The organism is Mesobacillus sp., assembly GCF_047739415.1.
GTDB lineage: Bacteria > Bacillota > Bacilli > Bacillales > Cytobacillaceae > Mesobacillus.
Genome location: NZ_JBIQOE010000018.1, coordinates 1 through 11548, shown reverse-complemented (window position 1 = coordinate 11548; position 11548 = coordinate 1). Strand labels below are relative to the sequence as shown.

The 11548-nt window shown below is 39.6% G+C and carries 16 protein-coding genes; 11 read left to right on the top strand and 5 right to left on the bottom strand.

The genetic code is table 11. From position 1 onward, the window contains the following. Positions 1 to 325 (top strand): DUF2161 family putative PD-(D/E)XK-type phosphodiesterase (locus tag ACH0QE_RS01320; RefSeq protein WP_415798943.1); only part of this gene is annotated, 325 nt, incomplete at its 5' end. Positions 326 to 755: 430 nt separating this feature from the next. On the opposite strand, the gene ACH0QE_RS01315 is transcribed toward ACH0QE_RS01320, so the two are convergent. Next, the gene (locus tag ACH0QE_RS01315; protein WP_415798942.1) at positions 756 to 1625 is read right to left on the bottom strand and encodes a TetR/AcrR family transcriptional regulator; all 870 of its coding nucleotides are present in this window, start codon (positions 1623 to 1625) and stop codon (positions 756 to 758) included. A gap of 196 nt (positions 1626 to 1821) precedes the next feature. Here ACH0QE_RS01315 and ACH0QE_RS01310 point away from each other — a divergent pair, with 196 nt between their 5' ends. From ACH0QE_RS01310 to ACH0QE_RS01290, 5 genes are all read left to right on the top strand, one after another. Beyond that, on the top strand, positions 1822 to 3348 hold the full coding sequence (locus ACH0QE_RS01310) for a DHA2 family efflux MFS transporter permease subunit (protein WP_415798945.1): 1527 nt from the start codon (positions 1822 to 1824) through the stop codon (positions 3346 to 3348). 76 nt (positions 3349 to 3424) lie between these two features. Beyond that, a complete protein-coding gene (locus tag ACH0QE_RS01305) occupies positions 3425 to 3763 on the top strand; it encodes a nuclear transport factor 2 family protein (protein ID WP_415798941.1) in 339 nt (112 codons plus the stop codon). A gap of 198 nt (positions 3764 to 3961) precedes the next feature. After that, positions 3962 to 4966 (top strand): DUF3231 family protein, encoded by a 1005-nt coding sequence (locus tag ACH0QE_RS01300; RefSeq protein WP_415798940.1) that lies wholly within the window; start codon positions 3962 to 3964, stop codon positions 4964 to 4966. 22 nt (positions 4967 to 4988) lie between these two features. After that, positions 4989 to 5360 carry a hypothetical protein gene (locus ACH0QE_RS01295; RefSeq protein WP_415798939.1) on the top strand — a complete coding sequence of 124 codons (372 nt, stop codon included), beginning with the start codon at positions 4989 to 4991 and terminating at the stop codon, positions 5358 to 5360. A gap of 29 nt (positions 5361 to 5389) precedes the next feature. After that, positions 5390 to 5542, top strand: coding sequence for a hypothetical protein (locus tag ACH0QE_RS01290; protein ID WP_415798938.1), 153 nt, complete (start codon positions 5390 to 5392; stop codon positions 5540 to 5542). A gap of 21 nt (positions 5543 to 5563) precedes the next feature. On the opposite strand, the gene ACH0QE_RS01285 is transcribed toward ACH0QE_RS01290, so the two are convergent. Beyond that, positions 5564 to 6400 (bottom strand): GDSL-type esterase/lipase family protein, encoded by an 837-nt coding sequence (locus tag ACH0QE_RS01285; RefSeq protein WP_415798937.1) that lies wholly within the window; start codon positions 6398 to 6400, stop codon positions 5564 to 5566. A 173-nt stretch (positions 6401 to 6573) separates the two neighbouring features. Between ACH0QE_RS01285 and ACH0QE_RS01280 the strand changes: the two genes are divergently transcribed. Continuing rightward, positions 6574 to 7941 (top strand): MATE family efflux transporter, encoded by a 1368-nt coding sequence (locus ACH0QE_RS01280; RefSeq protein WP_415798936.1) that lies wholly within the window; start codon positions 6574 to 6576, stop codon positions 7939 to 7941. A 187-nt stretch (positions 7942 to 8128) separates the two neighbouring features. Continuing rightward, the gene (locus ACH0QE_RS01275) at positions 8129 to 8692 is read left to right on the top strand and encodes a DUF1572 family protein (RefSeq protein ID WP_415798935.1); all 564 of its coding nucleotides are present in this window, start codon (positions 8129 to 8131) and stop codon (positions 8690 to 8692) included. Here the strand turns inward: ACH0QE_RS01275 and ACH0QE_RS01270 are convergent. Then, positions 8682 to 9113 carry a DUF4395 domain-containing protein gene (locus tag ACH0QE_RS01270; protein ID WP_415798934.1) on the bottom strand — a complete coding sequence of 144 codons (432 nt, stop codon included), beginning with the start codon at positions 9111 to 9113 and terminating at the stop codon, positions 8682 to 8684. The two genes, ACH0QE_RS01275 and ACH0QE_RS01270, sit on opposite strands and share 11 nt — an antisense overlap. Positions 9114 to 9286: 173 nt before the next feature. On the opposite strand from ACH0QE_RS01270, the gene ACH0QE_RS01265 reads away from it, so the two are divergent. The 3 genes from ACH0QE_RS01265 (at position 9287) to ACH0QE_RS01255 (ending at position 10955) form a co-directional block, all read left to right on the top strand. Beyond that, positions 9287 to 10303, top strand: a complete 1017-nt coding sequence (locus ACH0QE_RS01265) for a VanW family protein (protein ID WP_415798933.1) — start codon at positions 9287 to 9289, stop codon at positions 10301 to 10303. A gap of 110 nt (positions 10304 to 10413) precedes the next feature. Next, a complete protein-coding gene (locus ACH0QE_RS01260; protein ID WP_415798932.1) occupies positions 10414 to 10572 on the top strand; it encodes a hypothetical protein in 159 nt (52 codons plus the stop codon). A 32-nt stretch (positions 10573 to 10604) separates the two neighbouring features. Then, positions 10605 to 10955, top strand: coding sequence for a hypothetical protein (locus ACH0QE_RS01255; protein WP_415798931.1), 351 nt, complete (start codon positions 10605 to 10607; stop codon positions 10953 to 10955). A gap of 21 nt (positions 10956 to 10976) precedes the next feature. On the opposite strand, the gene ACH0QE_RS01250 is transcribed toward ACH0QE_RS01255, so the two are convergent. Next, positions 10977 to 11195: a hypothetical protein gene (locus tag ACH0QE_RS01250; RefSeq protein WP_214903469.1), complete on the bottom strand. Its 219-nt coding sequence runs from the start codon at positions 11193 to 11195 to the stop codon at positions 10977 to 10979. 207 nt (positions 11196 to 11402) lie between these two features. Beyond that, a partial coding sequence (locus tag ACH0QE_RS01245) for a vitamin B12 dependent-methionine synthase activation domain-containing protein (RefSeq protein WP_415798944.1) occupies positions 11403 to 11548 on the bottom strand: 146 nt, incomplete at its 5' end.

Genomic DNA, 11548 nt, shown 5'->3' with positions numbered 1-11548 from the left:
AGCAGCCTTGATTAAAGAAATAGAGGGAAGAAGCGCTGACTACAATATCGGCGGCAGCAACAAAACCAAGATCATGACTGCCTACAAAGAAAATTGCATCCAAATCGCCTGTTACCTTGAAAAACTCGGACAAATGTCTCCGAAAGCGCTCGTTGCTCTCGGAACAGGGGATAAGACGCCCTTGATTCTGCAGAAAAACTATTACAAATGGTTCGAACGAGTGGAGAGAGGTATTTATGTCATTACAGAGCAAGGAAAAGACGATCTTGAAGACTATGCTGAGCTCGTAGAATATTATTTAGGCGGGTTAAAAACGGAAGATTGATTTTGAGTTACAGGAGAGAATCAGGTTGCTGTCAACATTATATGGAACTGCAAATTAAAATCATTTAGAAAGCAGTTTTTTGACCTTATCAAAACTTAATGTTAACTGGTAAAAATCGCTCAAAATTTCCAGTTCGCCAATAAATTTAAATTATCGCCAATAAAGTTGTGAAAATCGCCAATTAAGTTGCTTATATCAATAAAACTCAGATAATTGAACGGAAATTTAGTTGTTATTTCGACTTAAATGCAAAACTTAAGCAACTTATGCTCACATTTATATCGATCACGTACCAATAAAGCGAGAAAAAGACAAATTTCGGTTATATATAAGCAAAATAAATAAACGCCCTCTATCATAGACAGCATAATCCTCACATAAATACAAAAAAACGGGGAGAAAACCAATAAACTGTTTTCCCCCTGTTTTTTTATGCCTTCTCAAGCAAATGATCGTCTAATAGCGATTGTAATTCATCGAGTTCACTTTTATCGACCGTGTTCATTGATAACAAAACACTGTCAATCAGGAATTTTCTTGGTGATGATGATCGAAGGATTTCTTCCTCGATGAAATCCAGCTTTCTGAGAGAATCACTATTAATACATTCCAGCTTTTTCAGGCGGGATAGAACTGATTGAACTTTCATCCTCCAGTCAAGGGACTCAGTTGCAGATACCGGAAGCCAGTTATCCAAGGTTTCGGGTGGCAACAATTGGTCTCCAGATAGCGCCAGATCTTCAAGCATATTCAAAATCCGATTTACACTATAGTGGACAACCGGGCGTAAACTTGCTGCCTCACCGTTTGCTTTACGATGAAATCTAATATTCTGAAGCAGGATTCCATTAAGCATTATGGCCGCATCAAGAAGGTATGGCTGGCAAATTTCATCCGTTATGTCTCCAAGCCGGTCTGAAAACCAGCGTAATATCTTCATCTGTCCCACTTCAATGAATTGCTTAAGTTCTTTATCTCCAGAGAAAAACACTTCTTCAAATAGCGGGACGATTTTGTTTTTACGGTTTGCATTCATCTGAAATTCGATTTGGCTAATAAAGATTTCCGGGTTACCAGGATCCTGGCCATGCAGCAGTCCATTGCGATCGATCTCCATCTTTCTAAAGGCTGTTTTAAAAATATCCATAAGTAACTGATTTTTGGATGTGAAATAATTATAGAAGGTTCCTTTTGATATTCCGCTGAAATCAAGGATATCCTGTATAGAGGTGGCCTGGAATCCTTTTTCGATGAATAGCTGATGTGCTTTTTCAATAACATGGCGTTTTCTGTCGTTCATTTCATCACCTTAACCTTTTTTATACCGGGTGTATAAAAAATATACTACATCAAATTTCCGGACTTTACAAATCCCTTTATAAAGGTAGTTTAAAAACATTGCAAAAATTGTACTGATGGTATATGCTAGTGTCTATGCAATTACATTGTTTACAAATTTGTGAACAATATAGGGGGAAGATAGATTGGAACATAACATGAAAACACCTGACAAACCGCCTTATGGAATATTGGCGGTATTAATTGTTGGAGCTTTTATTGCATTTTTAAATAATACATTGCTCAATATAGCTTTACCATCCATAATGACTGACTTGAAGGTTGAGGCAACTACAGTACAATGGCTGACAACTGGCTTCATGCTCGTCAGTGGTGTGATGATTCCGCTTAGTGCGTATTTAATTCAAAAGTATTCGGTAAGGAATTTATTTTTGACAGCAATGGGTTTATTCACTGCCGGAACGATTATAGCTGGAGCAGCCCACATTTTTCCGCTTCTGTTAGCAGGGAGAATGATTCAGGCCTCTGGTACGGCAATCATGATGCCTCTATTGATGAATGTCATGCTTGTAAGTTTCCCTATTGAAAAACGTGGAACCGCAATGGGAGTATTCGGATTGGTGCTTATGTTTGCACCAGCAATAGGTCCGACACTGTCAGGCTGGCTGATCGAGCATTACGATTGGAGAATGCTGTTCCATTTTGTAACGCCAATCGCTGCCATAATCTTATTACTAGGATTTGTCATGTTAAAAGATAAAAAAGAAAAAGTGTATATGCGTCTCGACATTATTTCATTGTCCCTATCAAGCATTGGGTTTGGCGGGCTTCTGTACGGGTTCAGCTCTGCCGGTTCAAAGGGGTGGGACAGTCCACATGTTTACCTAACTTTGGCAATCGGTGCAGTTGCACTTATCGTCTTTATCCTTCGTCAATTAAGCCAGGATAATCCTATGCTTAACTTCAGGATCTATAAGTATCCAATGTTTGCATTATCATCAGTGATTTCGATGATCGTCACAATGGCGATGTTCTCGGGCATGCTATTGCTGCCAATCTATGTGCAGACAATCCGGGGGATTTCTCCATTGGATGCAGGTTTAATGCTTTTGCCAGGTGCAATTGCAATGGCAATTATGTCTCCGATAACCGGTCGATTATTTGATAAATTTGGCGGTCGAGCATTAGCAATTGTTGGTCTGGCAATCACACTTGTAACAAGTTACTATTTCAGCAAGCTTTCAATGGAAACAACTTATACTCAGCTAATCATCCTTTATACTGTTCGCATGTTCGGTATGTCGATGGTTAATATGCCTGTTAACACAAACGGACTAAACCAATTGCCAGCGCGATACTATCCGCATGGCACAGCAATGAACAATACGATGCAGCAGGTTTCCGGTGCAATCGGAACAGCGTTGTTGGTGACCGTGATGTCGATGCGGGCAGAAACCTACGGAAAAGAATTAGCTGCCTCAGCACTCAAAGAGGCTGCTGCAGCAGGTAAAGCTGTTACACCTGCTGTACAAGCAGAAATGGAGCAGCAGATTGCAATGCAAGCGATGCTGCATGGAATCAATGACGCTTTTTATGTGACAGTATTCCTTTCGTTCATCGCTTTGGTACTCGCTTTCTTTATCAAGCGATCTACACAGGCAGAAGACACAATTGGCAAAAAAGCCGCAGCAAAGAAACATTCTCATAAGTTGGTTAATAACTAATTACTCCCCCCTGGACTCCAGGGGGTTTTGTATAATAAAAAGTAAACAAATTTCAATTTGAAGGGGAGCATGTTTTATGGAAAGAATCTCAGAAATGCTCGCGCAAAAACAGCTCGATGCCTATAACACACAAAATTTAGAAGAGTTTTTGTCAGTGTATAGTGAAGATGTAATCATTATGAATTTTCCCGGAAATGAAATAACGACCAGAGGTATTAATGAAATGCGTACCAGATATGGCAGGCTATTTAAACAGCATCCAAATAACCATGCTGAATTATTGGCCAGGATGGTCCATGGAAACAAGGTTGTTGATCACGAACTCATAACAGGCAGGGAAAATTCCGAGCCGAAAAAAGCGGTTGCCATCTATGAAATTGAAGGCGAAAAGATCGTAAAAGTTTGGTTTTTATAATCCCTGCCAATAGAAAGCCAGCACCTGTATTGTAGAAGGTGCTGGTATTTTTTTGTGGGAGACTGCTTGGGTATTAAAGTTTGTATCAAAAATCAGAAAAAAACTGTAAAAGCTGACCATAACCGGTACAGTAATACCATTATAATTTCATTACTAAGGGGGATTCTATCCTTAAATAAACAGAAGGGTTTGAAAGAAGTGGCAAATCATGAAAACATCCAGTTGACATCAGCTGAATTAGCGGCACTCCATCAAAATTACCTTGGAGATTCAATGTCTATCTGCATTTTTGGACATTTCCTTGAAACGGCAGAGGATCCGGAGATTAGGACAGTGGTGGAACACGCACTGGATATATCAATACAGCATGTAGAAGATATCAAACAAATATTTATAAAGGAAAATATTCCTGTTCCCATCGGTTTTACACCGCAGGACGTAAAAAAGCATGCACCAAGGTTATTTTCAGATGCATTCTATTTAAGTTACATCAAGCATATGTCAAGAGGTGGCTTGGCTATATATGGTTTCATTCAGCCTCATGTATTCAGAAGTGATATTTTATCTTTCTACACGAAATGCTTACATTCAGCAATTGAGTTGAATAATGAAGTAACAGATTTATTGCAAAAGAAAGGGTTAGCAGTTCGGCCCGCTTATATCCCTTATCCTGATAAAAACGAGTTCATTCATAAACAAAGTTTTTTATCAGATTTTATGGGTGATAATCGTCCATTGACGGCTATGGAGATTACTCACTTATACGCAAATATACAGACAAATAAATTAGGGGAAGCACTAGCAATTGGTTTCAGCCAGGTTGCACAATCCAATAAGGTTAAAAAGTATTTACTAAGAGGGAAGGAAATATCGGAAAAACACATCAAGATTTTCTCTGGATATCTTCGTGATGAAAACCTTCCAGTTCCGATGACCTGGGATCATGAGGTTTCCAAATCACAGGAACCTCCATTTTCGGATAAATTGCTGATGTTCCATTTTGGACTTATGAATTTTTCAGGCAGCGGCAACTACGGAATGTCAGTTGCGGCCAGTCAAAGAAAGGATATTGCAGGCGTTTATGCCCGCCTAAATGCAGAAATATTATTATATGCTGAAGATGGAGCCAATATCATGATCGAAGAAGGATGGCTTGAACAGCCACCACTAGCTGCAGACCGGAATGATTTAAGTAAGAAATAAGCTAAAATAAGCGGTGAGAACAATGAGCGAGAAAAATAAGATTGTTTCCATAGAAAACTCAAACACCTCTAGAGAAATCACGGGGATGAATTTCACCAAGAATTTTCGTTCTGCCAGAGCAGAAGAATGGTATGTTTTTCTGCCAGGATTTAAGGATCCGGATAGCGGAGGAGCAGCGGGAAAGGCAATAATCCATTACAATCTATATGGGAATAAGGATATATTTATCAATACCACGGTAATTTTCGATGATCCTGGACTTCATGAAGAAGATAATTATCAGCTTGTCTATGGTCTTGCAGAAGAAATTGTAAATAGGCTGGTAGGATATGCGGACACACTGTTGTCGGTACATTCAGGCCGCAACTCTTATCAGGCGGAATATCGCTCTTAGTTTCAATTCTAGAAAGGGGGTGTACAAAAATGAAGAAAGAAAAGGCAGATAATGCCTATGAAAATGAAGTAGCTAAATTATTTGGACTGGATGAAGAATCAAGTCTGCAATCCGTCAATTTCGCTACAACTGAAAACCCCTTGTTAAATGAACATTTCGAGGAGGGACAGCAAAATAAATAAAAGCCAGGCTTATTGCCCAGCTTAATTTTGGCGGTTTGCCAGGACGGCATCCGCTTTATGCTGTTGTTGGAATTGCTGAAGCATCTGACTTGATATCGCTGTATTGCCTGAAGGGTTTGGGTGCACTCCATCACTAGCCAGAAATTCCAAAGTATCGCTGTTGATGACATTTGTAGTTTGTATAACTATGGAAGAAGAAGTACCCTTTGCAGCCTCGTAGATCATTAAATTCCACTTTGGAAGAAGTTTATCCGCAAGAGAATAAAATTGATGATCAGCTGGCATCGGGTTATAAAGCTCAAGAAGGACGATTGTCGCTGAAGGATTCAACTCACCAATTTTTGCTGTGATCTCCGCAAGGTTTTGGGAAAACCCTTCTTGCAAACTTTCAAAGGATTTTAGAGCACTATAGATATCGCTTTTTTTGACTAATTTAAGAATATCATTGCCACCAACATTAACGGTAATGAGGTCAGCTTCTTTGATCGCTTCGTCATACGCTCCATCCTGAACTAGCTGATTTAACCTCTCACTTGTTATCCCGATTACTCCTTCATTTTGTGAAAGAACTTGTTTGCCAGTTTCCATCCCGAGTTGAGTGGAAAATTGACTGATGAAATTCTCTTCTTCTGGGATATGGTACCCACGTATGATTGAATCGCCAAGAGCCAGATGGTTAATAGTACTGTCCGGAATTGTTCGGTAGTAATCTATATAGGTAAGCTTATATGTCTTTTCAACAGAAGGCGCAGTTTCCTGCTTGATTTTATTGATTTGGTATTGGGGATAGTAAATCCATGCTGAAAATGACAGGACGGCAAGCAGAGACGAAAGCAGTAGAATTTTTATGATTTTCATGTTGATTCACTCCTCGATATATTTCTATTGTATCAAGGATTTTGAAGGAAATAATTAGGGGGGTATTTCCATTTTTTAAAATAATGATAATATTTAGTGATCCGAAAAAACTACCGTTATTGGAATGATATTTTGTTATAATTATATAATTACTATATTCAAGGAGTACGCAGATGTACCAGACTTTTTCGACAAAGGAAAAAATAAAACAGATTTTTGTCATGCTGATCCCTATCTTAATCACTCAATTAGGGATGTTTTCAATGGTCTTTTTCAATACGATTATGTCAGGGAAATATAACTCGTCAGACCTTGCGGGTGTAGCCATCGGATCTTCGATTTGGAGCCCGGTCTTCACCGGTCTCAGCGGGATACTCCTTGCTGTTTCGCCAATAGCAGCCCAGCGCTTTGGTGAAAAGAAGGGAAAAGAAGTATCCTCTATCCTGACACATGGTATTTATTTGGCATTGATCATTGCAATACTAGTCATCATTTTGGGTGTTTTTCTACTCAATCCAATTTTAACTGCAATGGACCTGCCTGAAAGTGTACATGAAACGGCGTTCCGCTACCTGGCTGGATTAGGTTTTGGAATCATCCCATTGTTTATTTTTAACGTATTAAGATCATTCATTTACGCACTCGGAAAAACTAGAGTAGTGATGTATATCCTTCTCATGTCGTTACCAATCAACTTCTTCTTGAACTATGTCCTGATTTTCGGTCATTGGGGTTTTCCTGAATTAGGAGGAGCCGGAGCAGGTTATGCTACTTCAATTACTTATTATCTGATTGCGGGATTGACGGCAGCAGTCATAATCAAGCAAAAACCATTCTCGAATTTTGTCGGTTTGAAGTACTTCAAGGAATTTTCCGGTGAAAAAGTAAAGGAAATCCTCAAAATAGGGGTCCCTATGGGTTTATCAATCTTTTTTGAAACAAGTATGTTTGCCGTCGTCACGATTTTGATCAGTAAATTCAATATCACGACGATTGCCGCCTATCAATCAGCTTTAAATATAGTATCCTTCCTATATATGATTCCGATGAGCATCTCTATGGCTCAAACTGTTTTGGTCGGTTTTGAAGTCGGTGCCGGCCGTTATAATGATGCCAAAGCCTACAGCTGGATGGGGATATATCTTGGTGCCATTATTGCAGTTGGTGCCGGATTGTTAGTCGTCCTGTTCCGTTATGAGGTAGCAGGATTTTATTCAAATGAACCAGCTGTGATCGCTTTAACTGGCCAATTTTTGATATATGCATTGTTTTTCATGATATCCGACGCAATCCAGGCCACAGCGCTCGCCGCATTGCGCGGGTACAAAGACGTGAATATATCCTTTATTATCACATTGATTGCGTACTGGCTCATCTGCCTTCCGGTCGGCTACTTTCTGGCCCATTATACCGGCCTTGGAGCTTCGGGATATTGGGTAGGGCTGACCATCGGATTGCTTGCAGCAGGAATATCCTTATCACTAAGATTGATATTTATCCAAAAACGTCGTTTTAACGGTAACTTGGCAGAGATTATATAAAAATGTGTGAGGTTCATTTATGAATCTCACTTTTTTTATGCACTCTATAAAGAACGAACTACTTTTAATCTCGGTTGTTCCTATCACAATTAAATAAATCAACAATCAAAATTTATCCTGAAACTGGAAAAACAATGAAGGAATTCATTCTTTTAGGAGGAATAATTACGTAAGGGAGGTGTGGAAAATGTCTTATTTAATGTTGGCTACTGAAAATTTTAAAACCATAAAAAATCAGGCAGAAAGAGCGATGGAACAATTGAATTTGGAGCAACTTCACTATTCTCCAAACAAAGAAACCAACAGTATTGCTATTATCGCCAAGCATATGAGCGGCAATCTTAAATCCAGGTTCCGTGACTTTTTGACAACCGATGGTGAAAAGCCTGACCGCAATAGGGATGGGGAATTCGAGGGAACATTTGCCACGAGGGAGGATTTGCTATTTCACTGGAATGATGGATGGACTGTGCTTTTTCAGACGCTTTCACAGCTATCGGAAAAGGACTTGGAACAAATAGTCTATATAAGAAAAGAACCGCACACAGCCATTGAAGCCATCCAGCGGCAAATCGTCCATCAAGCAAGCCATACCGGGCAGATTGTTTATCTAGCGAAGATGATCAAGAAAGAGGATTGGAATACGCTCAGTATTCCAAAGGGTCAGTCACAGCAATTCAACGAAAAAATGATGGGGATGTCAAAAAGAAGAGACCCGATAGTAAAAAAACGGGTCCCTCTTAAGAGTTAGTTGCATGTTTCTTATGCTTATACCTAGATAATTGAAAACGGATGAAGCAGCCTATGCAAAATCCGAGGATTGCTATAAAAGCAGCCAACGCTACCATCACGGTAAATATATGTCCCAATGCCGTTAAACCGCTGGCATAGGCAATGAGTCCGCCTGCTAAGCAGACAACAGCGATTTTTTGATTGAACTGCTGTTGTTCCCAGTCTTCCGGAATATAATCTGACGGCTGCTTTCGCAGGAAACGTCTGGCTATCCGCATTACCGGGTTATATCCGAACATCAGTCCTGAAATTCCTGCGAGCAGGGGCAAAGTCAAGATCCATTCAATACCTGTTAACCAGTTGATTAAAACACTTATGACTATGAACCACTGATTTGTTCTTACCAAGGGCCGAGGAATTGAGCGAATCTCAGTAGTCATGTTAAATCCGACCTTTCTTATTGGTTTATATGTATTTTATCTTTTTTTTCTTAAAATTTGAAGACTTCTGCAATTAATTTTATTTTGGAGAAAATTTTTCGGAAATATGGAAAAGTATTCCTGAATATAATAGAATGCTGGTTTTAAATATAAATAGGAATGATGGGGGAAACATGGGGAGAAATTTGAAGGTCATTTTGTTTTTGATTTTTGCGGCATTCATTGGATTAGCTGGCTGTTCACAACCAATTGCAGAGAAAGCAGGAACGGAAAAAAAGGTGATTGAACAGGAGGACAAGGCAGGAAGTGAAAATGAGGAAAAAGAAAAGGAGGCAGCTGAAAAAGAAGAAGAGAAGGCTCAACCAATAGTAGTGAATGTAATTGAACCTACCACCCAAGAAGTGATCAGGTCCATTACGCCGGTTGAAATGGGTTACGGCAGCGATAATGAGAAGTTTAAAGCTGAATTGGAACAATGGGCTCGAGAATTGGCTCGCGGTAAGGAGGCGACACCAGGTTACGATCAACGGATGATTCCGGATAAACTTGGTCCGGATGGCCAGGTGATAAAAGGGAGCCCTTTAATTATTTTGGAGGAAGCGGAGCTGGTTGAAAGCATCATCCAGGCTTCAGAAAAAGGGGGACCCGTAGAGCTTCCGCTTTATGTAACGGCAAGCGGATATGAATTCAATGATGCTGCCCAGCTCGGCGAGGTAATTGTAGGAAAGTATACAACCTACTTTAACGCTGGGGTTGCGGGCAGAACAAAGAACATTGAGCTATCAGCAGAAGCAATTAACAATGTCATCCTGGGAGTAGGAGATGTGTTTTCCTTTAATACAACTGTCGGGCCGAGTGATGAAGCCCATGGCTACCAGCCTGCTGAGGAAATTGTCAACAAAAAGCTGGTCATGGGGATAGGAGGCGGCATCTGCCAGACTTCTTCAACTTTATATAATGCTGTGGATGTTCTTGGTGTTGGTTATGTGGAGAAACATCATCATTCCCTATCTGTAGGCTATGTTCCTAAAGGAAGGGACGCGACAGTATCCTATGGAGGGAAGGATTTCAGGTTCGAAAACACAACAGGCGTACCACTTTTACTGAAAGCAATAGTAGAAAAAGGTTCTTTGACTGTAGAAGTGAGGACTTCGAAGGAATACGAAGCACAAATGAAAAAAGGCATTTAATGGTCTTAAAACAATTCCGCCAAAAGGCGTAGAAAGAATCAATCTGATGGTGAATGTTTCCATTATTCAATTCCCTTATTCTTGAATTAAGAACAAGGGAGGCGAACGATTTGGATATGAATTATTTAGCTTTAGAATATATCTGGAATACAAAGAAGGAAGAAATGAAGCGGAAAGATGATTTTAGGGAAACATATAAACTTTATCAAGAGTTTAAAAGGTTTAGCTGGAATAATGCGTTGAGGAGGGAGAATAGATCAAAGTATTAAAGTATTTATTGTATACAGCAGGTTTTATCATTTTGCTGATTGTTATTGGAAATCTTCAGCAAAGCTTTGAGAATATTGGAAGGGAGACGTTTAGGCTCTTTCCGTGGAGCATCCTTGCTGTTATATTATATTTCCCTTTGGGTATTTATCTTGGAATACCAGGGTTAGTGAAGGAATATCAAAAAAATGGAAGATGGAAGTTCAACTGGGTAAAGATCATTTTCATTACTTTGCCGCTGCTCTATTTTTCATTCTTCTGGTTCATTCCGGCTTCTTACCCGATACCAGATTTTATGGTAGGATCCCATTCAACGTTCAAACTGGCAATGTTTGCTTCAGGGATTGTTTTCATGAATAGCATCACAAAAGAAAACAGCGGCTGAAAATGGGCCGCTGTTTTTGCATTAGGATGTACGTCTCTTTTCATTAACATTGACCAACAAGCCGCGTTTGATCCAATAATCAAAATTATCCACTGGAAAAACACTGCGATTTTCGGCGTTACTCATTTTTATGATGACGCTGCTATCTGAAACCTCTAAAACCTTCAATCTGTCTGAGTTGTACATATTCGGCAAAAAGCCATTACGGATTTCAAACTCCATATTATTTTGATAGTCCATAAAAAAACCTCCAAGATCTCTTCATGGAAATAATATTTACCAATAAGTGATGATTTATCCAATTAATAATCTTAAAAACAAACAGGAGAAATTAGCAACGCCATAAGAAAAAGCAAGAGGGGGAATCCCTCTTGCTTTTTCTCCTTCTTTTGACAGCTTTTTACCGGTTGACGCCAAACTTGTCAGAAGCCTGAAATGTTCAATCTCCTAATTTTTCAACACGTTGAAATACCTGGCCTCTGGATGGGAGAAAACAATAGCCGTAACCGATGCTTCCGGTTCCATCATGCATCCGTCGGTCAAATGGATTCCGATGTCTTCTGGTTTGATCAAGTTGAAGAGCTTACGCTGAT

Coding starts and splice junctions, on each gene's coding strand:
- ACH0QE_RS01285 (WP_415798937.1), bottom strand. CDS start 6,400: ATGAAAATCATAAAAATTCTACTGCTTTCGTCTCTGCTTGCCGTCCTG.
- ACH0QE_RS01315 (WP_415798942.1), bottom strand. CDS start 1,625: ATGAACGACAGAAAACGCCATGTTATTGAAAAAGCACATCAGCTATTC.
- ACH0QE_RS01250 (WP_214903469.1), bottom strand. CDS start 11,195: ATGGACTATCAAAATAATATGGAGTTTGAAATCCGTAATGGCTTTTTG.
- ACH0QE_RS01310 (WP_415798945.1), top strand. CDS start 1,822: ATGAAAACACCTGACAAACCGCCTTATGGAATATTGGCGGTATTAATT.
- ACH0QE_RS01295 (WP_415798939.1), top strand. CDS start 4,989: ATGAGCGAGAAAAATAAGATTGTTTCCATAGAAAACTCAAACACCTCT.
- ACH0QE_RS01275 (WP_415798935.1), top strand. CDS start 8,129: ATGTCTTATTTAATGTTGGCTACTGAAAATTTTAAAACCATAAAAAAT.
- ACH0QE_RS01270 (WP_415798934.1), bottom strand. CDS start 9,113: ATGACTACTGAGATTCGCTCAATTCCTCGGCCCTTGGTAAGAACAAAT.
- ACH0QE_RS01305 (WP_415798941.1), top strand. CDS start 3,425: ATGGAAAGAATCTCAGAAATGCTCGCGCAAAAACAGCTCGATGCCTAT.
- ACH0QE_RS01265 (WP_415798933.1), top strand. CDS start 9,287: ATGGGGAGAAATTTGAAGGTCATTTTGTTTTTGATTTTTGCGGCATTC.
- ACH0QE_RS01290 (WP_415798938.1), top strand. CDS start 5,390: ATGAAGAAAGAAAAGGCAGATAATGCCTATGAAAATGAAGTAGCTAAA.
- ACH0QE_RS01280 (WP_415798936.1), top strand. CDS start 6,574: ATGTACCAGACTTTTTCGACAAAGGAAAAAATAAAACAGATTTTTGTC.